Source organism: Pelagibius sp. (assembly GCF_028281305.1).
In the GTDB taxonomy this organism is placed as follows: domain Bacteria; phylum Pseudomonadota; class Alphaproteobacteria; order Kiloniellales; family Kiloniellaceae; genus Pelagibius.
This window is the reverse complement of the sequence record NZ_JANQKD010000011.1, coordinates 45327-70965: the sequence shown is the minus strand read 5'-3', so window position 1 is coordinate 70965 and position 25639 is coordinate 45327. Positions and strand designations below refer to the sequence as shown.

General features: G+C 65.7%; 20 protein-coding genes. 10 read left to right on the top strand and 10 right to left on the bottom strand.

What is annotated here, in order from left to right:
- Nucleotides 1–132: 132 nt before the first annotated feature.
- Nucleotides 133–672 carry a MarR family winged helix-turn-helix transcriptional regulator gene (locus Q0982_RS02200; protein ID WP_299391316.1) on the bottom strand — a complete coding sequence of 180 codons (540 nt, stop codon included), beginning with the start codon at nt 670–672 and terminating at the stop codon, nt 133–135.
- An 89-nt stretch (nt 673–761) separates the two neighbouring features.
- Between Q0982_RS02200 and Q0982_RS02195 the strand changes: the two genes are divergently transcribed.
- On the top strand, nt 762–1709 hold the full coding sequence (locus Q0982_RS02195) for an EamA/RhaT family transporter (protein WP_299391314.1): 948 nt from the start codon (nt 762–764) through the stop codon (nt 1707–1709).
- A 213-nt stretch (nt 1710–1922) separates the two neighbouring features.
- Nucleotides 1923–4679 (top strand): cation-transporting P-type ATPase, encoded by a 2757-nt coding sequence (locus Q0982_RS02190; RefSeq protein ID WP_322096932.1) that lies wholly within the window; start codon nt 1923–1925, stop codon nt 4677–4679.
- Here the strand turns inward: Q0982_RS02190 and dapA are convergent.
- Nucleotides 4652–5551 carry a 4-hydroxy-tetrahydrodipicolinate synthase gene (gene dapA, locus Q0982_RS02185; RefSeq protein ID WP_299391313.1) on the bottom strand — a complete coding sequence of 300 codons (900 nt, stop codon included), beginning with the start codon at nt 5549–5551 and terminating at the stop codon, nt 4652–4654. The two genes, Q0982_RS02190 and dapA, sit on opposite strands and share 28 nt — an antisense overlap.
- Before the next feature lie 239 nt (nt 5552–5790).
- A complete protein-coding gene (locus Q0982_RS02180; protein ID WP_299391311.1) occupies nt 5791–8205 on the bottom strand; it encodes a transketolase in 2415 nt (804 codons plus the stop codon).
- Between the two features lie 147 nt (nt 8206–8352).
- Between Q0982_RS02180 and Q0982_RS02175 the strand changes: the two genes are divergently transcribed.
- From Q0982_RS02175 to Q0982_RS02160, 4 genes are read left to right on the top strand one after another with little or no spacing between them, the layout of a single operon-like run.
- A complete protein-coding gene (locus tag Q0982_RS02175; protein WP_367575443.1) occupies nt 8353–8856 on the top strand; it encodes an Lrp/AsnC family transcriptional regulator in 504 nt (167 codons plus the stop codon).
- 55 nt (nt 8857–8911) lie between these two features.
- Nucleotides 8912–9940: an ABC transporter substrate-binding protein gene (locus Q0982_RS02170; protein WP_299391308.1), complete on the top strand. Its 1029-nt coding sequence runs from the start codon at nt 8912–8914 to the stop codon at nt 9938–9940.
- Between the two features lie 22 nt (nt 9941–9962).
- On the top strand, nt 9963–10736 hold the full coding sequence (locus Q0982_RS02165) for an ABC transporter ATP-binding protein (RefSeq protein ID WP_299391306.1): 774 nt from the start codon (nt 9963–9965) through the stop codon (nt 10734–10736).
- The gene (locus tag Q0982_RS02160) at nt 10729–11535 is read left to right on the top strand and encodes an ABC transporter permease (RefSeq protein WP_299391305.1); all 807 of its coding nucleotides are present in this window, start codon (nt 10729–10731) and stop codon (nt 11533–11535) included. The genes Q0982_RS02165 and Q0982_RS02160 overlap by 8 nt, the downstream gene beginning before the upstream one ends.
- A 378-nt stretch (nt 11536–11913) precedes the next feature.
- On the opposite strand, the gene Q0982_RS02155 is transcribed toward Q0982_RS02160, so the two are convergent.
- From Q0982_RS02155 to Q0982_RS02145, 3 genes are all read right to left on the bottom strand, one after another.
- Nucleotides 11914–12048, bottom strand: coding sequence for a hypothetical protein (locus tag Q0982_RS02155; protein WP_299391303.1), 135 nt, complete (start codon nt 12046–12048; stop codon nt 11914–11916).
- Between the two features lie 1002 nt (nt 12049–13050).
- Entirely contained in the window at nt 13051–15114 is a 2064-nt protein-coding gene (locus Q0982_RS02150; protein ID WP_299391302.1) for a methyl-accepting chemotaxis protein, read from the bottom strand.
- A 251-nt stretch (nt 15115–15365) separates the two neighbouring features.
- The gene (locus tag Q0982_RS02145; RefSeq protein ID WP_299391300.1) at nt 15366–15764 is read right to left on the bottom strand and encodes a flagellar basal body rod protein FlgC; all 399 of its coding nucleotides are present in this window, start codon (nt 15762–15764) and stop codon (nt 15366–15368) included.
- A 244-nt stretch (nt 15765–16008) separates the two neighbouring features.
- On the opposite strand from Q0982_RS02145, the gene Q0982_RS02140 reads away from it, so the two are divergent.
- The 3 genes from Q0982_RS02140 to Q0982_RS02130 all read left to right on the top strand — a co-directional run bounded on the left by Q0982_RS02140 (nt 16009) and on the right by Q0982_RS02130 (nt 21020).
- The gene (locus Q0982_RS02140) at nt 16009–16554 is read left to right on the top strand and encodes a PadR family transcriptional regulator (RefSeq protein WP_299391299.1); all 546 of its coding nucleotides are present in this window, start codon (nt 16009–16011) and stop codon (nt 16552–16554) included.
- A 129-nt stretch (nt 16555–16683) separates the two neighbouring features.
- Nucleotides 16684–17787 (top strand): efflux RND transporter periplasmic adaptor subunit, encoded by a 1104-nt coding sequence (locus tag Q0982_RS02135; RefSeq protein ID WP_299391297.1) that lies wholly within the window; start codon nt 16684–16686, stop codon nt 17785–17787.
- On the top strand, nt 17784–21020 hold the full coding sequence (locus Q0982_RS02130; RefSeq protein ID WP_299391296.1) for an efflux RND transporter permease subunit: 3237 nt from the start codon (nt 17784–17786) through the stop codon (nt 21018–21020). The genes Q0982_RS02135 and Q0982_RS02130 overlap by 4 nt, the downstream gene beginning before the upstream one ends.
- Before the next feature lie 57 nt (nt 21021–21077).
- Here Q0982_RS02130 and pssA read toward each other — a convergent pair whose 3' ends face one another.
- The gene (gene pssA, locus Q0982_RS02125) at nt 21078–21893 is read right to left on the bottom strand and encodes a CDP-diacylglycerol--serine O-phosphatidyltransferase (RefSeq protein WP_299391294.1); all 816 of its coding nucleotides are present in this window, start codon (nt 21891–21893) and stop codon (nt 21078–21080) included.
- Nucleotide 21894: 1 nt separating this feature from the next.
- A complete protein-coding gene (locus Q0982_RS02120; protein ID WP_322096931.1) occupies nt 21895–22581 on the bottom strand; it encodes a phosphatidylserine decarboxylase in 687 nt (228 codons plus the stop codon).
- A gap of 152 nt (nt 22582–22733) precedes the next feature.
- Here Q0982_RS02120 and Q0982_RS02115 point away from each other — a divergent pair, with 152 nt between their 5' ends.
- On the top strand, nt 22734–23384 hold the full coding sequence (locus Q0982_RS02115; RefSeq protein WP_299391293.1) for a hypothetical protein: 651 nt from the start codon (nt 22734–22736) through the stop codon (nt 23382–23384).
- A gap of 58 nt (nt 23385–23442) precedes the next feature.
- On the opposite strand, the gene Q0982_RS02110 is transcribed toward Q0982_RS02115, so the two are convergent.
- Together Q0982_RS02110 and Q0982_RS02105 are read right to left on the bottom strand one after the other, a co-directional pair.
- Nucleotides 23443–24360, bottom strand: a complete 918-nt coding sequence (locus Q0982_RS02110) for a LysM peptidoglycan-binding domain-containing protein (protein WP_299391291.1) — start codon at nt 24358–24360, stop codon at nt 23443–23445.
- Between the two features lie 355 nt (nt 24361–24715).
- Complete coding sequence (locus tag Q0982_RS02105; protein WP_299391290.1) at nt 24716–25543, bottom strand: cytochrome c; 828 nt, start codon at nt 25541–25543, stop codon at nt 24716–24718.
- Between the last annotated feature and the right edge of the window lie 96 nt (nt 25544–25639).

The window sequence follows — 25639 nt, the reverse complement described above, 5'->3', positions numbered from 1 at the left end:
CTGCATGCTGGCCAGCGCCATCGCCACCGCCATGGCCCGGGGCCGCTCCCCGGTGCTGGCCTGCCACTCCGCCAAGGCCTTCGTGTTCGAGCGCCTGATGGAGGCTTCCTAAGGCCAACGGTTCAGCGCAGCTCACTCGGCGTTTTGCGCGTGCTTAAGGAGCTTTTTTAGGAGCGCGGAAAGCCTGGCCAGCTCGGCGTCGCTGAGACAGGCCGTCAGCCTTGCCTGATTGGCCAGATGCTCCGGGACCGCGCGCTCGACAAGACTGAGCCCGGAGTCCGTCAGGCGCACCAAGGTCCCGCGCCGATCCTCCGGATTGGGGCGGCGCGCGATGTAGCCCATGCGTTCGAGACGGTCGAGCCGCGCCGTCATTCCGCCTGACGACATCATGGTGATGTCGAAGAGATCGGTGGGCGTCAGCTCGTAGGGTTTTCCGGAGCGGCGCAGGGCTGCCAACACGTCGAACTCCCCGGGCTGCAGGCCGAATTGCGCAAAGACGGGAGATAAGTGATCGCGGCTGATCACCAGGGCGGTTTCGGCCAGCCGGCCCAGGGCCTCCATGGGACGCAGATCCCAATCGGGGAACTCGCCGCCCCATTGGGCCACCGCACGGGCAGCACGGTCCATGGGCTCGCTCGCGGTCTTCGACCCCGCGGTCACGTTCTTGGCCATGGTGGCCTCCATTTATCTTGACATCAAGATACTTGATACCAAGTAATAGGCTACAAGTCTCCCGCCCAGCAGACAAGGACGCATGTCTCATGGCCGTTCCACGCCCGCCACAGGCCCCTTCCCAAGCCGGCCTCGCCGCGCCTGCCCTGCTCCTGGTGACGGGAGCACTGCTTGCGGTCACCATCATCGTCTCGCGCCTCGCCGCCGCCGAAGGGGCGCCGATGCTGTGGTTCCTGACCCTGGTGATGGGTGGTGCCGGCCTCCTGCTCCTGGCTGCGGCGGCGGCCGGCGGCAAGGCGAAGGGCACCTGGCGCCCCCTGCTGCTCTACAGCCTGGGGGCCGGGGCATTCCAGGCTCTGGCGACGGCCATGGCCTATCTGTCCGTCGCCCATGTGGGCGCCGGATACATCTCGCTGGTATTTGCATTCCCGCTGTTGCTGACCTACCTCCTCGCCCTGGTCGTGGGCATGGAGCGGATCGCCACTTTGAGGGCGCTGGGCGTGGGCGTGGCCTTGGCCGGCGGGCTGTTGCTGGCGGCGGCGAAGTTCGACGGACTCTCGGGCAGCGGCGATGCCTTCGCCTGGGTGCTGACCGCCACAGCCATTCCCGTGGTCATCGCAGGTGGCAATCTCTACCGCACGCGCTTCTGGCCCGAGGGCGCACAGCCGCTGCTGCTGGCCGCGCTGATGCTGCTCATGGCCGGCGTCCTGGCCGCGCCCTTTGCGATCCTGAGCGAAGGCGCCGGCGCTGTCTTCACACTGTGGGATAACACGACCCTTCTCGGCCTGACCGGCACCAACATCGCGGTCTTCGCCCTGCAGTTCGTCGCCTACTTCCGGCTTCAGCAGACCGCCGGGCCGGTCTACCTCAGCCAGATCGGTTCGGTGGGTGCCGCCGTCGGCGCGCCGGTGGCCGTTCTTTTCCTGGGGGAAACCCTACCGCAGGGCTTCGCGCTGGCGCTGCTCCTGATCGTCGCCGGTGCAGTGTTGTTTCAATTCCAGGCATGGCCCAAGAGGCTTCCGCGGGTGCGCGCTTAAGGCCCTTCACGGTTTGACAAAACCGACCTGCCCTCTCGCCCGTGGTACATTGACGCGGATCAATGCCACGCGGGCGGCCCTCGCCGAAGGTCTGGACAGTCGTTTTGCGCTGGACGCGGCTGGGTAATCCGAGGATAGGTGTGCTTGAGCGGTCGCATCGCTGCCGAAATCCGACGCGGCGGCCGCTTCCCTGACTTTGAGACGAGTTAGTCGATGGTGATGCTTCAGCGCGACGAGAAGCCGGAAAGCCGTGCGGGCATGTCCGCGGATGAGCGGACCTGGCACGCGACCTCCGTCCAGGATGCGATATCCGCTCAGAACAGCGGCCCAGGCGGCCTGAGCGAGGCGGAAGCCCGCGCGCGCCTGCAGCGCTACGGACCGAACCGTCTGGCGCCGCCGCGCCGCCGCGGCCCCGTCCTGCGGTTTCTGGCGCAGTTCCACGACGTGCTGATCTACGTGCTTCTGGCCGCGGCAGCGGTCACCGCCGCGCTCGGCCATTGGATCGACACCCAGGTCATCGTCGCCGTGGTGGTCATCAACGCCATCATCGGCTTCATACAAGAGGGCAAGGCGGAGAACGCCCTCAACGCCATTCGCAACATGCTGGCACCCAAGGCCGACGTGGTGCGCGACGGCCATCGCCAGGCGCTGCCGGGCGATCAGCTTGTACCGGGCGACATCGTCCTGCTGGAGGCCGGCGCGCGAGTTCCCGCCGACGCGCGACTGATCGACGCACGCAACCTGAGAATCGACGAGGCGGTGCTGACCGGCGAATCGGTTGCGGCAGAGAAAGCCATCGCGCCGGTCGGCGAAGCGGCCGCGCTCGGCGACCGCAGTTCCATGGCCTACAGCGGCACGCTTGTTACCTATGGCCAGGGTAAGGGGCTCGTCGTCGCCACCGGGGGGCAGACGGCGATCGGCCGGATCAGCGGCATGCTCTCGGAAGTCACCACCCTGCAGACGCCGCTGACCCGGCAGATGGCCGTTTTCGCGAAGTGGCTGACGGGCTCCATCCTCGGCCTTGCTGCCCTGGTTTTCGCCTTCGGCCTGCTGGTCCGCGACTATGGCTTTACCGAGATCTTCATGGCGGTGGTCGGGCTGACTGTCGCCGCCATCCCCGAAGGGCTGCCGGCCATCCTGACCATCACCCTTGCCATCGGCGTGCAGGGCATGGCGCGGCGCAACGCCATCGTTCGGCGCCTTCCCGCCATCGAGACCCTCGGCTCGGTTTCGGTGATCTGCTCGGACAAGACGGGGACCCTGACCCGCAACGAGATGGCCGTCGTTTCCCTTGCGACGGCGCGCCGCCTGTTCGCGGTCTCCGGCATCGGCTATGCGCCCCAAGGCAACTTTTCCCTGGACGGCCGGGAGGTGGCGCTCGAAGACCATCCGCTGCTCGTCGAAGTGGCACGGGCAGCGCTCCTTTGTAATGACGCCAGCCTTCATGAGGTAGACGGCCACTGGACCGTTGAGGGCGATCCCATGGAGGGCGCCCTCCTTGCCGTTGCCTGCAAGGCGGGGCTGGACCAGGAAAAGGAAACCGGGTTCGCGCCGCGCACCGATCTCATACCCTTCGACTCGGCGCACCGCTTCATGGCGACCCTCCACCACGGCCACCATGGCGAAGGCTTCATCTATGTGAAGGGAGCGCCGGAGCGGATCCTCGAAATGTGCGCCAGGCAGCGCGGCCTGGATGGCGACGCCCCGCTGGATCAGCGCTATTGGCAGGCGCAGGCCGAGGAGATCGCCGCCAGCGGCCAGCGCCTTCTCGCCGTCGCCATGAAGACCACCGACGCATCGCAGACGGTGCTCGAATTCGAGAACGTGGATAACGGTCTGACCTTCCTCGGCCTCTTCGGTTTGATCGATCCGCCCCGCGAAGAGGCGGTGGCCGCTGTGGCCGACTGCCGGGCTGCCGGCATCCAGGTCAAGATGATCACCGGAGACCATGCCGGGACCGCCGCGGCCATCGCCGGGCAGCTCGGCCTGGAGAACCCCGGATCGATCCTGACCGGGCGCGATATCGACCTCCTGGACGAGGAGACGCTCAAACACCGCGTCACCGAGACCTCCGTCTTCGCGCGCACCAGCCCGGAGCACAAATTGCGGCTGGTCATGGCGCTGCAGGCGCAAGGTGCCGTGGTGGCGATGACCGGCGACGGCGTCAACGATGCCCCGGCCCTGAAGCGCGCCGATGTCGGCATCGCCATGGGACGCAAAGGCAGCGAGGCCGCCAAGGAGGCCGCGGAGATGGTGCTGGCCGACGACAACTTCGCCACCATCGCCCAGGCGGTGAGAGCGGGCCGGACGGTCTATGACAATCTGAAAAAGGCGATCCTCTTTATCCTGCCGACCAACGGCGGCGAAGCCTTCGTGCTGATCGCCGCCATCCTCCTCGGGACCACCCTGCCGATCACCGCGGTGCAGATCCTCTGGGTCAACATGGTCACGGCCGTGACCCTGGCGCTCGCGCTGGCCTTCGAGCCGGCCGAGCCGGACGTCATGCGCCGGCCGCCGAGGCGTCCCAGAGAGCCCATCCTCTCGGGCTTTCTGATCTGGCGGGTCGCCTTCGTCTCGACCCTGTTCCTCGCCGTGCTCTTCGCCATGTTCGCGCTGGCACAGGCGCAAGGCGCGGGCATCGCGGAGGCCAGAACGGTCGTGGTCAACACTTTGGTGGTCCTTGAGATCTTCTACCTCTTCAGCGTTCGCTATCTGAAGGCGTCCTCGCTCACCTGGCGTGGCCTGATGGGAACACGAGCCGTGCTGATCGCCGTCGCCGCGGTGACCGCGCTTCAGGTGCTCTTCACCTATCTGCCGTTCCTGGCGGCGATCTTCGCTGCCCGTCCGCTCAGCCCGATCCAATGTCTCCAGATCGTCGCCGCCGGGATCCTGGTTCTCCTGGTCCTGGAGATCGAAAAGTGGATCAGGGGACGGCGGCAGGGTCACGCGGCTGATCGACCAACGGCCTGATCGATCCGCCGGGCCAGCGCCGCGCTGACCCCGGTCATCGGCAAGCGCAGCTCCGGGCTGTCGATCAGCCCGATGCGCCAGAGCCAATGCTTGATCGGCGCCGGACTGGGCTCGGCAAAGAGTAACGCCGGGATCTCCGCCAGCGCCCGCCACTGCGCCAGGGCACCGGGCTGGTCGCCGGCCAAGAGCGTCGCCCGCACGGCGGCGAAGGCCCCGGTCAGGACATGGGCGGACATCAGGATTCCGCCGTCGGCGCCCTGAACCAGCGCGCTGTAGAAGAAGGCGTCCTCGCCGGTCAGTACTGCAAAGCCCTCCGGCCGCCGGCACAGCAGGTCGAAGGACTGGGCAGCGTCGGCGCAGCAGTCCTTGACGCCGACGATGTTGTGATGCTCGGCCAGACGCAGCATCTGCTCGTTCGCCAGGTTGACGCCGGTGCGATAGGGAATGTTGTAGAGCAGCATCGGATGGGCCGCCGCCTCAGCCAGCGCCATGAAGTGCCGAAACAGCCCCTCCTGCGAGGGACGCACGTAGGAGGGACAGGTCACCAGGTATCCATCGATGGACCAGCCTGCCGTCCGGTCCAGTGTCCGCAGTAGCTTTCGCGTATCGCTGCCGGAAAGACCGAGATAGACCTGCAGCGCCGGACGGGCCGCGGTCCGCTCCTCGGCGGCGATCTCCACCAGACGCGCGCATTCGTCTTCTTCCAACGTCAAACCTTCGCCGGTCGTCGCGGCGAGGATCAAGCCGTCGATCGGCTGGGCGGCATAGTGCCGGACGAGGCGCCGTAGCGAGGCTTCGTCAAGCGCCCCCTCGCGGAAAGGCGTGATCAGGGGCAGCCAAAGGCCGCTTGGGCTTGGGTGATGTGAAGTCATGGCATCCGTCTCCTCTCAAGCCGAAGACGGAGCGACACGAAAAAACCCCGTCCGAACCGGCGGGGTTGAAATCCGTAACTCTGAACTGACTGTCAGTTCGCGCAGCGATCCCTTGCCCCCGGAGTGGGGGTTTTTTTGGCCTTCCGAAGGGCGACGCGCTGCTGGCTCATGGCCCTGCTATCGCAAAGAGCGGTGCCCGCTGTCAAGCCATGTCGCTTCGCTGGCACCCGGGCCACCCCTCAGCGCACCACCCGCAGATAGCGGATCGGCCGCCCGGCGGAGGCCGCGTTGGCCGCTGCGACGATGGCGTCCACGTCGATGCGGTGATGGCGGTAGAGGTCTTGGATCGTGCCGGTCTGGCCGAAGTGCTCGACGCCCAGCGCCTGCACCCGGTGGCCGCGCACCCCGCCGAGCCAGGAGAGGGTCGTCGGGTGCCCGTCCAGGACGGTCACCAAGCCGGCGTCGCGGTCCAGCGATGCCAGCAGCTCTTCGATGTGGGAGGGCACCCAGGCCCCGCCCTCCTGGCGCGCCCGTTCGGCGGCATGCCAGCCGGCGCTCAGCCGGTCGGCGGAGGTCACCGCCAGCACCCCGACGTCGCGCCGGTCCTCGGCGATCAGCCCGGCGGCGGCAATTGCTTCCGCCGCCACTGCGCCCTGGTAGGCGATCACCACCTGGCAGTTCGGCCCCGGCGGGCGCAGCCAGTATCCGCCCTTGATGATGTCGTCGCGCAGGCTTTCGTCGATGACCCGTTTCGGCTGTTCCAGGGGCCGGGTGGAGAGGCGCAGGTAGACCGAGCCCCCCTTCTCGTCGCGCAGCCAGGGCCCGGCGGGCGGCCCCTCCCCGTCGCGCTGAATGTAGTCGAAGGACCAGGCGAGGATGCCGGCCAGTTCGTCGACGAAGGCGGGCTCGAAGGCGGCGAGGCCGTCCTGCGCCAGCCCGATGAGCGGGGTGGAGACCGACTGGTGGGCGCCGCCCTCCGGCGCCAGGGTCACGCCCGAAGGCGTGGCTACCAGAATGAAGCGGGCGTCCTGGTAGCAGGCGTAGTTCAGGGCATCGAGGCCGCGCTGGATGAAGGGATCGTAAAGCGTGCCGATGGGAAGCAGGCGCTCCCCGAACAGCGAATGCGAAAGACCGAGCGCGCTCAGCAGCAGGAAGAGGTTCATCTCGGCGATGCCGAGCTCGATGTGCTGGCCTTCCGGGCTCATGATCCACTTCTGCGCCGAGGGCACCTTCTCGTCGCGGAAGGTATCGGCCAGGGGCGTGTGGCTGAACAGGCCGCGGCGGTTCACCCAGGCTCCCAGGTTGGTGGAGACGGTGACGTCCGGCGAAGTGGTGACGATGCGCTGGGCCAGAGGCGTGTCGTCCCGCGCCAGCTCGTTGAGGATCTTGCCGAAGCCCTCCTGGGTCGACTGGACGTCGCCCGCCGGAACCGTCAGGCCTTCCGGCAGCGGCACCCGCGCGGCTTTGAAGCGGCGCCGGCCGCGGGCGTTGAAGGGCACCGTCTTGAGGAAGGTTTCGACCTCCGGCCGCGGCAGGGTCATGGCCTCGAAGGGCTCCCACTCCCGGCCTTCGCGAATGCCCAGGCCGGCGCGGTAGGCCTCCATCTGCTGCGGCGTCATCAGGCCGGCGTGGTTGTCCTTGTGGCCGGCCAGCGGCAGGCCGTAGCCCTTCACCGTGTAGGCGATGAAGCAGACCGGGCGGTCGTGGTCGATGGCAGCGAAGGCCTCCAGCACCGCCGGCAGATCGTGGCCGCCCAGGTTGGTCATCAGCCGCGCCAGTTCGTCGTCGCTGCGCGCCTCGATAAGCGCCGTCACTGGACCCCCAGAGCCATTGGGGTCGCCGAGATCGTCCAGCAGGCGTTTGCGCCAGGCCGCCCCACCCTGAAAGGTCAGCGCCGAGTAGAGCTGATTGGGGCAACGGTCGATCCAGTCGCGCAGCGCCTCCCCGCCGGGCTCCTCGAAGGCCGCCTGCAGCAGGTGGCCGTACTTGATCGTCACCACCTCCCAGCCCATGGAGCGGAACAGCTTGTCGAACTGGCCGTAAAGGCCCTCACGCGCCACCGCGTCCAGGCTCTGGCGGTTGTAGTCGATGACCCACCAGGTGTTGCGCAGGCCGTGCTTCCAGCCCTCCATCAGGGCTTCGTAGATGTTGCCCTCGTCCAGTTCCGCATCGCCCACCAGTGCCACCATGCGCCCTTCAGGCGCCGTCTTCGCACCGGCGGACCAGCCCTTCAGCCGCACGTAGTCCTGCACCATGCTGGCGAAGGAGGTGATGGCGACGCCGAGGCCGACGGAGCCTGTGGAGAAGTCCACATCGTCGCTGTCCTTGGTGCGCGAGGGGTAGGACTGCGCGCCGCCGAAGCCGCGGAAGGTTTCGAGATTTTCCCGGCTCTGGTTGCCCAGCAGATACTGGATGGCATGGAAGACCGGGCTGGCATGGGGCTTCACCGCCACCCGGTCCTCGGGCCGCAGCACATGGAAATAAAGCGCCGTCATGAGCGTGACCAGCGAGGCGCTGGACGCCTGGTGGCCGCCCACCTTCAGCCCATCGGTCTTGGGGCGCAGGTGGTTGGCGTTGTGGATCATCCAGGAGGACAGCCAGAGCACCTTCTGCTCCAGCGCCTCCAGCATCTTCAGGCTATGGGAATCCGTCATGGGTATCGTTCGACTCTCGGCCTTCACAAGGAAGCGGCGCGGAGCGGCAGCTTACGCCAAAGGGCCCTGGCATGACATGCCAAAGGGGCCGCGCGTTTCGCCGACTCTGACATATTCGCTTCGCCAGGAAGCTATTCTTGGCATATCCTGCCATCTATGGACCTCGATACCATCGATCGCAAGATCCTCACCGCCCTGCAGGCCGACGGCCGGCTCAGCAACGTCGACCTGGCGGAGAAGATCGGCCTCTCCCCCTCGCCCTGCCTGCGGCGGGTGCGCCTCCTGGAGGAAGCGGGCATCATCGACCGCTACGTCGCGCTGGTCGCCCAGCACGCCGTCGGCCTGCCGGTCTCGGTCTTCATCTCCATCAAGCTGGAGCGCCAGCAGGAGGAGGACCTGGACCGCTTCGAGGCGGAGGTCAGCGCCTACCCCGAGGTCCTGGAGTGCTATCTGATGACCGGCACGCAGGACTACCTGCTGCGCGTGGTGGTGGCCGACCTCGCGGCCTACGAGCGCTTCCTCAAGACCAAGCTGACGCGCGTCGGCAACGTCGCCTCCATCGAATCGAGCTTCGCCCTCAAGCAGGTGAAGTACACCAACGTGCTGCCGCTCGATGGGGCGCCCATTGACCCGGCACAAGCCCGCGGATAGCGTGCAGGCCTTCAAAGAACACACCAAGAAAGCTTCCGGGGAGGACAGAACCACCATGTTTCGCCCGCTGCGCCGCGGCCTTGCCGCCGCTTCCCTCGCCTGCAGCCTCGCGCTCGGCGCCACGGCTGCGCAGGCGGAGAAGATCACCATCTCCGCCCTCACCTTCGTCTCCTCCTCGCCGCTGTTCATCGCCCAGGACAAGGGCTACTACGCCGAGGAAGGCCTGGAGGTGGAGTTCAAGTTCTTCCGCGCCGCACAGCCGGTTGCGGTTTCCATCGCTTCGGGCGATGCCGACTTCGGCGTCACCGCCTTCACCGCCGGCTTCTACAATCTCGCCGGCAAGGGCGCGCTCAAGGTGATCGGTGCGCAGAGCCGCGAAGAGCCGGGCTTCGACTTCTCCGCCTACATCGCCTCCAACCAAGCCTACGCGGCCGGCTTCGACAGCCCGGAGAAGTTCGCCGGCCGCTCCCTCGGCATGACCCAGAAGGGCTCCTCCTTCCACCTGATGATCGGCATGCTGGCCGACAGGCTGAGCATGGATCTGGACGACATCCAACTGAAGCCGCTCGAGAAGGTGCCGAACATGATCGGCGCGGTGAAGTCGGGCCAGGTCGACTCCATCATCCTGCCGGCACACATCGCCACCCGGCTGGAGAACGACGGTTCGGCGAAGATCATCGGCTGGGTTCACCAGTACACGCCCTATCAGCTCGGCGGGCTCTTCACCTCCTCGCGCAATGTCGAGGAGCGGCGTGACGTGGTGGAGCGCTTCGTGCGCGCCTATCAGCGCGCCGCGGCCGACTATGCCGAGGCCTTCATGCAGCGCGACGCCGCCGGCCAGCGCGTTTTTGGTGCCGAGGCCGAGGCGCTCATTCCGATCATCGAGAAGTACACCAAGGCCAAACCGGCCTCGATCAAGGCGGGCGCCCCCTTCATCGACCCGGAGGGCCGGCTGAAGGTGCAGTCGATCTACGACCAGGTCGCCTGGATGCAGGCCCAGGGGCTGGTCGGCAAGGACGTCGACCCGGCGGACTTCGTCGACCTCAGCTTTATCGAGGGTCATCTGGACGTGCCGACCAACTGAACGATCTGTCCAGCCGCTATCCATGGAACTGCGTCTCGAGGCCGTCGGCCACCGCTACGACGATCTGACGGTTCTGGAAGACATCTCGCTCACAGTCCAGGCAGGCGAGACCCTGGCGCTCATCGGCCCTTCAGGCTGCGGCAAGTCGACCCTGCTCGGTATCCTGGGCGGCCTTCTGCAGCCCAGCAGCGGCCGGGTGGTGGCCGAGGGCGCCGTGCCGGCGGACTGCCTGAACCCGCTGACCTACGTCTTCCAGGACTTCGCGCTGCTGCCCTGGCGCACGGTGGCCGACAACGTCTCCCTGGCGTTGGAGCACCACACCCTCTCCGGCAACGAGCGGCACAGCCGTATCGCCGAGGTCCTGGAACGGACCAAGCTGAGCGACTTCTCCTCGGCCTATCCGCGCCAGCTTTCCGGCGGCATGCGCCAGCGGGTGGGCATTGCCCGGGCCCTCGCCGTGCGCCCGGCCGTACTGCTGATGGACGAACCGCTCTCTGCTCTCGACGCCCAGACCCGCGACCTGCTGATGGAGGACTTCCTGGATCTCTGGCTGCGCGAGAAGACGACCGCGGTTTACGTAACCCACAACCTGACCGAGGCGCTGCGCCTGGCCGACCGGGTGGCGGTGCTGTCGCGGCGTCCCGGCCGGCTGCGCGAGACCGTCCCCCTCGCCGTTCCGCAGAGCGAGCGCGGCAGGCCCGAGGCGCAGGCCGAACTGGCGCGCCTGCAGCAGCATCTCTGGACGCTGATCAAGGAGGAGGCACGCTCGGCGGAGCGGGAGATGGCCGATGGCTGAGCTCGGCCGCGAGACGGCGCAAGACCGCGTGCGCTTCCGCGGCGGCGGTTTCGCCCCCGGCCAGCGCCGCGGGCCGGCGCTGCTGGTCTTCGCCGCTTTGATCGCCTTCTGGCAGGGCGGCAGCAGCCTGGGCTGGATCAACCCCCTCTTCCTGCCCAGCCCGGCGCACATCGCCCAGGCGCTCTACGATGTCGCGGCCAGCGGCGAGCTCTGGCGCCACTTCACCGCCTCCCTCGGGCGCATCCTCGGCGGCTGGGCCATCGGTACGGCCGCCGGCCTTGCGCTCGGCACCGCCATGGGGCTCTTCACGCTGGCCCGCTCCATCGGCATGCCCCTGGTCTCGGCAATCTTCCCGGTGCCCAAGATCGCCCTGCTGCCGCTCTTCATCCTCTGGTTCGGCATCGGGGAGCCTTCCAAGCTCGCCACCATTGCGCTCGGCGTCTTCTTCCCCACAGTCATCAACTGCTACAGCGGCATCGACGGAGTCGCCCGCAACCTCATCCGCATGGCCCAGTCCTTCGACCTGCCGCCGCGCGACATCGTCCGCAAGGTGGTCCTGCCCGGCGCCATGCCGACAATCATCGCCGGCTTCCGAATCTCGTCCTCCGTCGCCCTCATCCTGGTGGTGGCGGCCGAGATGATCGGCGCCGAGTACGGCCTCGGCGCCTTCGTCCTGCAGGCGGGTCACCTGATGGCCACCGACCAGCTGCTGGCCGGGGTCGTCTGCCTGTCGGTGCTCGGCCTTATCTTCGGCGCGGCCATCACCGCCTTGGAACGCAGCCTGCTGCGGTGGCGCTGAAGATTTCTTCACGGCCGAGGAAACGGAACCCGCTTCCCCCTCGTAGAAAGAAATAGAGACCCTTTAAAGACGAAGCGTGCTTGAACCCGCGCCAGGGGTCTGCCGACAGAGCAATGACCCTTAAGCCTTGGAAGCCCGGCAGCGCGATGATCAGACCCAGACGCAGAACCTCTCGCCACCGCGCGCTGGTAACGCGGCGCGACCTCCTCAGCATGGCCGTCGCCCTCGCAGTGGTTTTGCTGGTCGCGGTCACCTGGCGGGAGTCACAGCATGAGGCCGCCGTCGTCGCCGCTCCGTCGCCTCAGAGCCTGTCCTCGGCAAGCAGCCTTCTCTGAAGACAGCGTCTGGTCTCGGCCCGGTGGGCGCTTATCCGTCGATCTAGAACTGAAGCAGCCCGAAGAGGTAGGTCACCCCGACAACCACAACGGCCGCCACGGCGACCCCTTCAACCCAGCGCAGAAGACGCCGGCGCTCGCTGCCTTCCTGCTTGCTCTCAATGACAGAACGGTACATCGCACCTCTCCCTGTGCTTCTTATCTCGGCGTGCTCTTTGTCCCTGCTTGCCTTTGGTTTTTAGCCGTCGCTGCCCGATGCCTTCCGGGTTCTCCCGGTACCTTCCGGGGTCACAAAGCCGCGAAGGTATGAAAAGCTTACCAGATCCTTAAAGCGGCGACAAACAGCCCTGTGGAACCGGGTCAGATCTACTACCTGGAATTGTTTTCTGGTTTCGTCTGACTCACCGCAGCAGGGCGGTGGCGGACGCATCCGCCTGCCGATTGAAAACCGAGGAGCGCCGCTCACCCCGGCAAGCCGAGGCTCGGTGGCAGCCTCTGGGACGGCCCTTGGGACCGTAATCTTATCGCCTTTGGCAGCGCGCCGGTCCGCACCCAGGTCGATGGTCATGGCAGGTGCGCTGAAGTCGACAGCAGACCCGACCAGACGTCACGCCTAAAAGACCCGATGCCATGCGAAGGTTGCAAATCTGACCTGCAACGAATCGTCACCGCAGTGCAACATTTTTGTTGCAATAGAAACGTCCGGACTGGTATCTACCCGCCCATGAGCAACTCAACAAAAAACTCCAAGCCGAAGTCCGACCGCTCATACGAGAAGAAGAAGCGCGCCTGCCTGATGTGCGGCACTGACTTCTTGAGCACCTGGCCGGGTGAGCGCATCTGTCAGTCCTGCAAGTCCACCTCTGCGTGGCGCGAGGGCATTGCCGCTTAACCTGCTGGCCAGCAGCGCGCACTGAGCCAGCGTGTACTGGGGAACCAAAGCCTGCTCTCCCGCAAGGGATTGCGGGCTTCTTGCTTGTTTGCTGACCGCTTGGAGCGCCATCCCGAGCCCCCGGGATCCGAAGGCGCGCGCCTTTCCACAACGCTCCCGGCAACGTTACCGGCGCTGCAGGTCTGACTCTCACCTGCCCGGCTCTCGACCGCCTGGCTCTCGACCGCCCGGCCGGAGTCGTGCCGCTTCAGGATAGCTCCGTCGCTGCGCAGGTATGAGGGCCGCGGTTTAGGCGGCGCGGAGTCGGGCCAGGAACTCGTCGAGCTTGCTGCGCAGGACATCCGAGCCCTTCGACAGCTGTTCGGAGGCGCGCAGCACCTCGCCGGCGGACTGCCCGGAGTTCGACGCCGCTTCGGTGACGGCACCGATGTTGGTGGTCACCTCCGTGGTGCCGCGCGCCACCTCCTGGGCATTGCGCGAGATCTCCTGGGTCGCCGCCAACTGCTCTTCGACAGCGGAAGCGATCGCGGTTGCGGTTGTACCGATCTGGTCGATGGTCCCGCGCACACCCGTGATCGCATCCACCGTTTCGCTGGTTGCCGCCTGCATGCCGCTGATCTGCGCCCCGATGTCTTCGGTCGCTTTGGCGGTCTGGTTGGCCAGAGACTTCACCTCGCTGGCAACCACGGCAAAGCCCTTGCCCGCCTCGCCGGCCCGCGCTGCCTCGATGGTCGCGTTGAGCGCCAGAAGATTGGTCTGCTCGGCAATGTCCTGGATGAGATTGACCACATCGCCGATCTTCTGCGCGGCTTCGGCGAGGCCGTTGACGGTCTCGCTGGCGCGATCGGCTTCGGCAACGGCCTTCCCCGAAATCTCCCGGGACTGAGAGACCTGGCGGGTGATCTCGCCGATCGAACTGGAAAGTTCCTCTGCGGCAGAAGCGACGGTCTGAACGTTGGCCGAAGCCTGGTCGGCAGCCACCGAGACGTCATTGGCGCTTTCGCTGGTCTGGGACGCGACCGTGGACAGTCCCTCGGCGGTGATACGCAGCTGGTTCGAAGCCGTGGAGACCTCATTGACGACCGGGTCGAGGCTGGCCTCGACATCAGCGGCAAGAGAGCGGATCGCGTCGCGCTTCTCCTGCTCGGCGCGCTCGCGTTCGCGTTTGCGCTCCTGGCTTTGGCGCTCCGCCTCGATTCCCTGATCTTTGAAGACCTGAACCGCGCGCGCCATGTCACCAAGCTCATCGCGCCGCGCCGCGCCGTCGATCTCAATCGAGAGATCGCCGGACGCCAGAACCTTCACCTGCTCCGTCGTACGGGCAAGCGGACCGGTCACGCTGCGCACCGCAACCGTTACAACCGCGAGCGTACCAATCAACAGAGCCAAGGTTATGAACACGTCAATGAAGAGGGTGCGTTGCGCCTGCGCACCCAGGGTGCTGACCTGTACCTGCAGGTCGGCGGCGATCCGATCCTCCACATCTTTCAGAAGGTTGATCTTCTGCGTGATGGTGTCGAACCAGACCGGCCCGGTCACGCCGCCCAGGTCGCCACCGTAGGCGCTGCCGATTGCGAGCCCCCGCATGCGCTCGACCTCGCCGAACGCCCCTGCCTTCTCGGTCTCAGCCAGATACGCACGCTGACTTTCAGACGCGTAGGCGCGGAAGGTCGAGAGAAAGGCCTGCTGTTGGGCGACCAGGGACACGAAGCGCTGATGGATGGCCGGTGCGAAGCTGCCCTTGCCGAAGCCGTTGGCGCCCATGGCGCGCTCGATTCCCGCCCGTTCCTTGGCCTGCAGAAAGCTGATGTAGGCCGCAATCGAGTTGGCGACACTGGCATCGGTGCTGAGCACGGCCATCTCACCGACATTATCAAGCAGTCTTGCGATGGTTGTCGTGTAGTACTTTGCCATCTCGCCGACGGTCAGAGAGAGAGCGCTGACCGCGGCCCGCTGCTGCTGCAACTGGGACACCATGTCCAGGGCTGCCTTGAGTTTCCCCTGAAAGACCGGGCCGTAAGCAGCGGTGTCAAATGCATCGATGGCCGCAGCAAACTGCTCGTACTGGGCGTCCGTGGCCTGACGCTGAGTGGTCAGTCTCTCGGCGAAAGCCCCTTGCCCCTTCTTGCCGATAAAGCCGGCGGAGGCGCCGCGCTCCTTCTGAAGCTCATGGACCATGGCCGAGATCTCAGGCGCCAGGTTGGCCAGGGCGTCAAGACGGTCCATCTCGCCCGCGATGCGCCATTGTCCACCAACGGCGATAGCAGCGAGCACCAGCAGGCCAAGCAGCGGCACCGCCAAGGCAACACCGATCCTGGTGCGGATTTTAAATCTGTTGAGAAGATCAACCATCGTGGTCCGGCCCTTGTGGAAACATCACAAACGCCGACCAATACTGCACAAAATGATTACGCAACCTTAAAATCTGTTTAGAACATACTAATAGGCCAACGGGGTACGCCCAGGGCGAAGCCGCGCCTGTCGTCTTGGGGGCCTCTGAAACTCTAGGGATTTACAACCGATAGGCGTCCGGATGCGCCCGGTTTCATCCACCAAGAACGCTGACCATCTTCGGCGTCGCACGCCGGCCGCGCGGGCCAGAGCTAGGACTTAATGTCTAGCAGGCTTTCGGTCACTTCGTCCTGGGTCCGGATAGCGGCGGCATTGGCTTCGTAGGCCCGCCGCGCCTGGATCTGGGTCACCAGTTCCTCGGCCAGGTTGACGTTCGGACGGTTGACCCGCCCCTCGGCATCGGCATCCGGGCTGCCGGGCTCATAGGTTTCGACCGAAGCCGGTGCGATTGGACGCACCTCGCCGCGCACACCGCCGCCTCCGGCGGTCACGTCGACGACGCGCTTGGGCCGGTACGCGCCCGGCTGTTCTGCCGGCCCCTCCGGATCGACCCCGCGGCTGCGCATGTTCGCCACGTTGTCGGCCGAAACGGCGAGACGCTTGCTCTGCGCCATCAGGCCGGAGACCGAAATCGAGAAACCCTGAATCATGGTCCTGCCATGCCGAATTTGACTTTGCCTGATTTTACTAGGCTCGGAGAACTCGTGCAAATATTTGATATTGTTGATAATTTTTCCGGCATTTGTGGCAAATGCAGCCTTGCATCCGCCGCATGGCGGCCTTGCAGACAGCGTTGTACAAGCCGTTGTGGTCTCCGTTGTATATATTGAATTGATATATCTCGGGCCGATATAACAAACTGGCCGTCACAACCCAGCCAGCCGGAAGTTTGCCATGGACGTTAAGACTCTTTGCCTGGGGGTCCTCTCGCGCGGAGAGGCCAGCGGCTACGAAATCAAAAAGGCCTTCGCGGAAGGCCCCTTCAGCCACTTCCACCAAGCCAGCTTCGGATCGATCTATCCGGCGTTGAACGCGTTGAGCGCGGAAGGTCTGGTGGCCTGCCGGGCGGAGGCGCAGGAGAAGCGTCCCGACAAGAAGATCTATTCCATCACACCGCAGGGCGAGGACGCCTTTACCGAGGCTCTGCTGGTCGAACCGGATGCCGACCGCGTGCGCTCGGACTTCCTTTTCATCCTGTTTTTCGCCCAGTGCCTGCCGCCGGCGCGCGTCGCCGAGCTGATCGATCAGCGTATCGCCTGGTATCGGGAATCCCTCGAACGCATGGAAGACTGCGCCGCCAACAACATGGGGCCCTCGGGGGCCTGCTTCGTGCGCGGCATGGGGATCGCGGTTTACCGCGCGGCGGCGGAGTATCTGGAAACGAACCGCGAGGCTCTTCTGGGCGAAATCGCCCATCCGGCCGCCCTGGTGGCTGAGTGAGGAGTCGCCGCGAGAGGCCGAGACAAAGAAACAACGCCGCAACCCACGGGGAGGGAAACACTAAGCCGCGTTCCTGCGTATAACCCCCGAAAGCGCAACGAGACATTTAGAACAGAAGACTACGGCAAGATGAAACGCTCCTTTATCCTGGCACTTGTGTTCGCCGTTGCGGCGACGGCCTGGGTCGCCTCCGGCCAGCTTGGCGAGAGCGGCGCCGAGCCGGAAGCGCAGAAGCCGCCGGCCGACCTCGCCGCACTCGACAAAGTGCCGAGCGTGCGGGTGCGCAGTTCGACCGCGCAGACCCATGCCATCGTCGATCTGCTGCGCGGCCGCACCGAAGCCAACCGCAAGGTCGAGATCAAGGTCGAGACCGATGGACGCCTGATCGAGTTGGCCGTCGATGACGGCACCGTGGTCGCGGCCGGGGACGTCATCGCGCGGTTGTCTGCCGGCGACCGGCCGGCACGTCTGGCAGAAGCCAAGGCCCTGCTCGCCCAGCGCAAGATCGAATACGAGGCCGACCAGAAACTCTCCCAGAAAGGGTTCCGCGCGGAGACCCAGGTCGCTGCCACAGAGGCCTCTCTGCAGGCGGCGGAAGCGGCGGTGAAAATTGCCGAGGTCGAACTGGCCTACACCGAAATCCGCGCGCCCTTCGACGGCATCGTCGACGAGCGGATGATGGAGATCGGCGACTACGTCGACCGCGGCGACGCCATCGCGCGCCTGGTCGAACTGAACCCGATGCTGATCGTCACCCAGGTGAACGAACGCGATATCCAGCGCCTGCAACTGGGCAACACGGGGGCCGCCCGGCTGATGACCGGCGACCAGGTGACCGGGCACATCCGGCACATCTCCACCGTCGCGGACGAGGCGACCCGAACCTTCCGCGTCGAGCTCGAGGTCGAGAACCCGGACGGACGCATCGCCGATGGCATGACCGCCGAGATTGCCCTGCCCCTCGCCGAAACGCAGGCCCACATCGTATCGCCCGCAATCCTGACCCTCTCAGACAGCGGACTGATCGGGGTGAAGGCCGTGGACGGGGAAGGCCGTGTCGTCTTTCATGCGGCCAAGATTGTCGACACCGACAACCAGGGCATCTGGATCACCGGGCTGCCGGACGATGTGACCTTGATCACCGTTGGCCAGGAGTACGTAAGCCCCGGCGAAAAGGTGAAGGCGGTGCCGGAGTCCGAGGTTGAGGAACGGCTGAAGGATCTAGCGTCGTGAAGGCCGTCATCGACGCTGCCATCTCGCGCAGCCGGACCGTTATCTCAACCCTGATTCTGATCCTCGTTGCGGGCAGCGTGGCCTATGTCTCCATTCCCAAGGAAGACTCCCCCGACATCAACATTCCGACGCTCTATGTTGTGGCGACCCACGACGGTATCTCGCCGGAGGACGCAGAGCGGCTTCTGATCAAGCCGCTGGAAAAGGAGTTGCGGGCGATCGAGGGCGTCAAGGAAATGACGTCGACCGCCTACCTGGGCGGCGCCAATGTGGTGATGGAGTTCGACGCCGGCTTCGACGCGGACCAGGCCCTGATCGACGTCCGGGAGAAAGTCGATCTCGCCAAGCCGGAACTGCCTGACGACGCCGACGAGCCGACGGTCCACGAGATCAACCTCTCCCTCTTCCCCGTCCTGACCGTTTCGCTTTCCGGCAACGCGCCCGAGCGGACCCTGCTGCGCATCGCACGGGACCTGCAGGACAGGATCGAGAGCCTTTCCAGCGTCCTCGAAGCAAAAATCGCCGGCGACCGCGACGAACTGGTGGAAGTGGTGATCGATCCACTGGCGCTGGAGAGCTACAATCTCAACGCCACCGACATCCTGGAGATGGTCTCAAAATCGAACCGCGTCGTGGCTGCGGGATCGATGGACACCGGCCAGGGTCGCTTCGCCGTGAAGGTTCCCGGCCTTTTCGAGACCGTCGAGGACATCATCAATCTGCCGGTCAAGGTGAACGACGATGCCGTCGTCCGCTTTCGCGACATCGCCAGCCTCAGACGCACCTTCAAGGACTCAGACGGCTTTGCGCGGCTGAACGGCGAGCCGGCACTGGCCCTGGAGGTCTCCAAGCGCACCGGTGAGAACATCATCGAGACCATCGAGGACGTGCGTGCCGTGGTCGAAGAGGCGCGGAAGACGTGGCCTGAGACTGTCTCCGTCACTTACAGTCAGGACAAGTCGACCGACATCCGCAACAACCTGCTCGACCTTCAGAACAACGTTCTCAGCGCAGTGCTGCTGGTTATGGTGGTGGTGGTTGCCGCCCTCGGCCTGCGCTCCGCGCTGCTGGTCGGCATCGCTATTCCGGGTTCCTTTCTGACCGGCATCCTGGTGCTCGCCATCGGCGGTCTGACAGTCAACATCGTCGTCCTCTTTGCGCTGATTCTGGCCGTCGGCATGTTGGTCGACGGTGCCATCGTCGTCACCGAGTACGCCGACCGCAAGATGAGCGAAGGCCGGCCGAAGCGAGAAGCCTATGCGCTGGCCGCAAAGCGTATGGCCTGGCCGATCATTGCCGCGACGGCCACCACCTTGGCCGCCTTCCTGCCCCTGATGTTCTGGCCCGGCGTGGTCGGCGAATTCATGAAGTACCTGCCCATCACCCTGATCGCCACCTTGAGTGCGTCGCTCATGATGGCCCTGATCTTCGTGCCGACCCTGGGCTCGGTCTTCGGCAAGCCGGGCGGCACCGCCGACCCCAAGACGATGAAGGCGCTGGCTGCCGGCGAAACCGGCGATCTGAAGGATGTGGGCGGCTTCACCGGCACCTACCTGAACGTGCTCAGCTTTGTCCTGCGGCACCCTGCCAAGATCCTGCTCTTTGCCGTCGCGCTGCTGGTCGGCGTTCAGATGGCCTACGCAACCTTCGGCCGCGGTGTCGAGTTTTTCCCTGACGTGGAGCCGCAGAACGCGGTGCTGCAGCTCCATGCCCGCGGCAACCTCTCGGTCGAGGAACGCGACGAACTGGTCCGCCAGGTCGAGAGTGTCGTCCTGGCCATGCAGCGCGAGTACGGCGAGTTCCATGCCATCAGCGCGCAGTCCATGGCCTCCTCCGGCACCCAGGGCGGCGACGAGGCGGAAGACGTGATCGGCAAGATCACGGTGGAGTTCACCGACTGGTTCTCACGCCGGCCGGCGGATGAGGTCCTCAATGAGGTCCGCGAACGCAGCGCGATCTTTGCCGGTGTTTTCGTCGAGGCGCGCAAGGAAGAGTCGGGGCCCCCGGTCGGCAAGCCGGTGCAGATCGAGGTAGCCTCCGCCCAGCCGTCCCTGATTGAACCGGCGGTGCAGCGCATCGGCCGGGCGATGACCGAAATCGGCGGCTTCGTCGACATCGAAGACGGTGCCCAGATTCCCGGTATCGAGTGGGAGTTGGCGGTCGATCGCGCCCAGGCCGCGAAGTTCGATGCCGACGTCAGCCTGATCGGCAGTTATGTGCGCATGCTGACCAACGGCATGGACCTCGGCGACTATAGGCCTGACGACAGCACCGAGGAAATCGACATCGTTGTGCGCCTGCCCGAGCAGTATCGCAACATCGAGCAGCTCGATCTGATCCGAATTCAGACCTCTTCCGGATTGATCCCCATTTCCAACTTCGTGACCCGCGAGGCGAAACCCCGGGTCGGCCTGCTGAAGCGCACCGACAGCCGCCGTGCGATGACGATCAAGGCCGACGTGGCGCAGGGCCTCCTGGCCGACGACAAGGTGCAGGAAATCCGAAGCTGGCTTGCCGAGCAGGACTTCGACCCCCTGCTGGCGATTACCTTCAAGGGCGAGGACGAGGAACAGAAGGCTGCTTCGGACTTCCTCGGCAAGGCCTTCGGTGTCGCGCTGTTCATGATGGCGATCATCCTGGTGACCCAGTTCAACAGCTTCTACAGCGCCTTCCTGATCCTCACTGCGGTGATCATGTCGACCGTGGGCGTGATGATCGGTCTGCTCGTCACCAATCAGCCTTTTGGCATCGTCATGTCCGGCATCGGCGTTATCGCCCTGGCCGGCATCGTCGTGAACAACAACATCGTGCTGATCGATACTTTCGACCGGCTGCGCGCGACGACGGCAAACACCAGGGAAGCCATCCTGCGAACCGGCGCCCAGCGCCTGCGCCCGGTGCTGCTGACCACCATCACCACGATCCTGGGGCTCATGCCCATGGTCCTGGCAACCAACATCGACTTCTTTTCCCGCACCGTCCAGGTCGGCGCGCCCTCGACCCAGTGGTGGCGTCAGCTCTCCACGGCCATCGTCTTCGGGCTCACCTTCGCAACGCTGCTCACCCTCTTCGTGACCCCGAGCGCGCTTATGCTCCGCGACAATCTGAAAGGCATGCTGGAGCGCAGGCGGGGCCGCCGCGGCGGGTCTCCCGACGCGCCGCAATCCGACCCGGAAAGCGGCACCGGCGAAATCGGGAAGGGCAGCCCCGGCGTTCCGCAGGCTGCGGAGTAAAGCGAGAGACCCGGACCGGAGACCGGCCTGACGGAAAGGCACCCAGCGGGCAAATGCCTAGTCGGGGCTTTCTTCGTCGTCCGCTGCAGCCGCGGGCTTGTCGCTGCTTTCCTGCTCAAGAGCCAGCGCACGAGCCTCCTTGCGGTACTGAACGGCGGCCACGGGAATGCTGGCCAGATACAGCAGACCGACCAGGGTCACGGTGATCCAGGGCTCGGATATCAGGAAAGCGGCAAACAGGACCAGCCCCACCATGGCAATGCGGCGCTGGGGCGGACGCAGTTTCAGACGCTTGGCAGAGAACGTCGGGACCTGGCTCACCATCAGGATGGCGACGCCCAGCAGGGTCAGGAGGTTCAGCAGATCGCTGCGCAGAATGCTGTCGCCGAAGACAAAGCTCATGGTCAACGGCAGCAAGGCAAGGCCGGCAGCGGCCGGAGCGGGCACACCGACAAAGAACCGCCCGGCCAGGGGCTGCGGACTGTCCTCTCCCAGAGCGGCGTTGAAGCGCGCCAGACGCAGGGCACAACACGCGGCAAACACCAGACAGAGCGCCCAGCCGAGCCCCCCGGCATCGGAGAGCGTCCAGAGATAGATCACCACCGCTGGCGTCACACCGAAGGCGATGACGTCCGACAGCGAATCAAGCTGCGCCCCGAACTCGCTGGTCGCCCCCATGAGGCGGGCGATACGGCCATCCAGCCCGTCGAGCAGCATCGCTACCACCACGGCCCCCACCGCCGCCTCCCATCGGTCCAGCAGCGCCAGCCGGATTGCCGTCAACCCGGCGCAGAGCGCCAGCAGCGTCAGCGCATTGGGGATCATCCGGTTGATCGAAAGCGCCGAAACGCGCCGTCTGCGCAAGCGCGCCACCTTAGCGCTCCTCTCCCTGGCGTGCGGGCTCTCCGGACTGCAGGTCGGCGAGCACCGTCTCGCCAGCGATGGTCGTCTGATAGAGCGACACCAGCGGTGCCACGCCCTCGGGAAGATAGACGTCCATACGGCTGCCGAAACGGATCAGGCCAAAGACCTGACCTGCACGCACCGGCTGATCCTCCGAGACATTGCAGACAATGCGGCGCGCGACCAGGCCGGCAATCTGCACGAAGGCGATGTCGACACCGTCGAAGGTCGTGACCTTCAGCGACATGCGCTCGTTGTCGACCGAGGCCTTGTCGAGCGCCGCATTGAGAAACTTGCCCGGCCGGTAGGCAACGGCCGATATCCTGCCGTCGATCGGAACCCGGTTGATGTGCACGTTGAAGACGTTGAGGAAGATCGAGATCCGGGTGAGCGCTTCGCCTCCCATCTCCAGCTCCGGCGGCGGCACCGCCCTTTCGATCATCTGCACCAGCCCATCGGCCGGAGCGATGACCAGACCCGGCCGCGTCGGCGTCACCCGCGGCGGATCGCGGAAGAAGTAGGTGCAGAATGCCGCGGCCAAGAGACCCAGCCAGAACAGCGGCTCCCACAGCAAGCCCAGCAGAATCGCCGCAGCCAGCGCCGCCGCAATGAAGGGCCAGCCGGCCCGATGGATTGGAACCAATACGCTTCTGAACACGCGGTTGTCCTGCCCCCAGTCCTGAATCAGTAAAGCAGTAATAGACCAGCCGCCGGCCCTCAAACAGCCGAAAATTCTGAGAAACTGGTGCTTTACCGATCGTTAAAGCCGAACTGCTAGCCTTGGGGCTTGTTGATGCGGGAGATATTGCCTTGGACGCCCCGGGGAACGAGCCAAGCGAATCCACGACCTCGAAGGACGACGGGAAGTCGGCGGTCAAGTCAGTGGCCGACGCCGGACTGCCGCTGGAGGTGGGATCCATCGAGCTGGGTGAAGACGGTCACATTAGCCGCCGTGACCCCGACCAGCCTTTGCTCTTCACATTTACCGCCTGCGGAATCCGCTTCGAGGCCGAACTGGCGGATCGTTCCGCGCCGCTGCGGCTGAAAGCAAACCTTGGCAAGCTGCCCTACACTGCCGAATCGCCCGAGGGCCGCCGGCTGGCTCGCTCGGTCATAGCCGCCACGGACCGTCTCGGCTGCGGCCAGATCATGCTTTCGGATCAGCAAGACATGGTTCTGACGGCCGAACTGGCGTCCCCGGCACCGCGCACGCCGGTCAACGTGATCGCCACCGCCGCCTGCATCGTCGCCGCCTGCAAGCCCTATCTCGATCTTCTCGGCGAAGCTGTCGCCCTGCCGCGTCCTGCAATCGGCGACAATGAGATCCCGGACGATGAGGCCCCGGTCGATGAGGCCCCGGTCGATGAGACTGCCGACGCCAAGACCGCGGACGAGGACGCAGCGGCCGACACCGCCGACAGCGCCGACGCAGCAAACAGCGCCGCCGAAGCAGCGACCTGACGGAGAAGAGGGCCGAGAGGCTCCGCCGCAGGATACCCCGCTAGCAGTTCAGCAACGGTCAGTTCACTCTGGGAAGGGCGAAGACCTGGCCCGGATAGATCAGATCCGGATCGCGGATCTGGTCCGCGTTGGCCTGGTAGATCACAGAGTAGCGCAGGCCCTGACCATAAGTGCGGCGCGCGATCCGCCAGAGAGAGTTCCCCGGCTGTACGATGACGTAGTCCTCACCGTCAGCGATCTGCCGGGCCGGCTCCCGCGAGAACGGCGTTTCCACCCGCGCCACAACAGATCCGTCGTCCGCCAGTTGGTCTACCCGCAGGTCGTGCAGCCCTTCGAGGATCGGCGATGCGGGTGACAGGGCCCAACGCCCATCGGCGTCGGCAATCGCTTCGCCGATGGGCTTGTTGTCGAGATAGACCAGCATCCGCGCGCCAGGCGCGGCCCGACCCCCGAGGATGGCCCGGCCCGTTTCGTCGTAGTCCACGGAATCCAGTACCAGGCCGCCGGCGGCAATGCCCTCCTCCGGCTGCTGCGGCAGCACCTTGCTGGCCCCCCCGCCCCGCGGAGTAAGGACCGCCAGTACCGGGGGCGTTTCGCCCGGGCTTGCTGCGGCGGTCTCGCCGGTCTGCGGCGGCGCGGCCCCTTCGGCGCCCGGCGCCGGTGAAGCTGGTGCGGGCTCAGGCACCATGACCACCACCAGGTCCTCGGAGAGCTGCTTTCCGCCGCCCGGCGCCGTGGCTTCGATCCCGATCTCGTGGCTGCCCGGCGCCAGCGGTCGTTCAGCAACGATCGCCCAGGCACCGCTGCTGTCGGCCTTCGTCGTTCCCACCGCCCCATCGGCACCCAGGGTGACCTTCACTTCGCTGTTGGGCTCGGCGCGCCCGGCGATGACCGCCTCGCCGCTGGGCTCCACACGGACCACATCGAAAGTCGGCGCCGTGCCGTCTGCGGCCTCTTCCGTAGCTGTCGTCGGCAAGGCGGCCTGCTGCTCTCGGCGCTTGACCTCCGGTTTTGCCGGTTGCGCAACAGACCCGTCGCCGGCAGCCGGGGTCACAGGATCCGGGCTGGCGGCCCCCTCCGATCCGCTGCCCGCCGTTTCTGCCTCCACCGATTCAGGGCTTTGTTCAGCGGCGCTCTCGGACGGAGCCGTGCCTCCAGCGACGGGCCGAGGCGCGTCCTCGCCGCCAAACTGCAGGTATCCTATCAGGGCTGCCCCCGCGACGGCGGCCACGCCCAGACCGAGTACAAGCCTTTTCAAACCCCTAGCCTCCTGTCCCTGCGAAACAGCCTAGTACGCGGGGCACAGGGGCGCAATGCCGGCCGGCTTAGGATCAAGGTCCGCTATTGGCCGGTAAGCTCTTGAGATATATGGCTATTGCAGTCAGGTCGTCGTCGCTGAGATGGCTGGTGCCATGCTCGATCACCTCGCCCATGGAGTCGCCGAGGAAGTCGCCCTCCGGTGTGATCCCGATTTTGAGCGCGCCCGCGATGTCGGATTCGCTCCAACCCGCGAGGCCGTTCTCCGCCGGCGTCAGGTTGGGCACCTTGCCGCCGTCCGGGCCCTCCGGGTTGCCGGCCAGTTCCAGACTGTCGTCGACTGCACCCAGAAAGCCTCTCGGACTGTGACATTCGCCGCAGTGCCCGAGGTGCCGGGTCAGATAGGCGCCCCGGTTCCAGGCCGCATCCTTCTGGTCGTCTTCCTGGTAGGCACCGGCCTCGAAGAACATGGTCTTCCAGAGCCCCAGCGTGAAGCGCAGGCTGTAGGGGAAGTCGAGGTCATGCGGCTTGTTCTGGGTTTCGACCGGTTCCTGTGCGAAGAGATAGGCCTGCAGGTCCGCGATGTCCTCGTCGCTCATCCCGGTGTAGGACGTGTAGGGAAAGGAGGGATAGTAGGGATCGCCGTCCGGCGAAACCCCGTGACGGAGAGCCGCCTCGAAATCCTCGTCGCTCCAGGCACCGATACCGTAGACCGGATGCGGCGTGATGTTGGGGCTGTAGAAGGTACCGAAGGGCGTCTTCAAGGCGCGGCCACCGGCCAGCGGTGCGCCACCGCCCTTGGTGTCGGTATGACAGCTGTGGCAGCCGGCAGCGCGGAAGACGTAAGCCCCTCTTTGAACGGCGTCGCTGACCGCCGCGTCTTCAGATAGATCTTCTACCAATACGTCTTCTGATAGTACGTCTTCTGGCGAAACCGCCGGTTGCTCTGCGGACTGGCCAGCCACCGGCGCCGACCACACAGCCGCAACGCCGCAGAC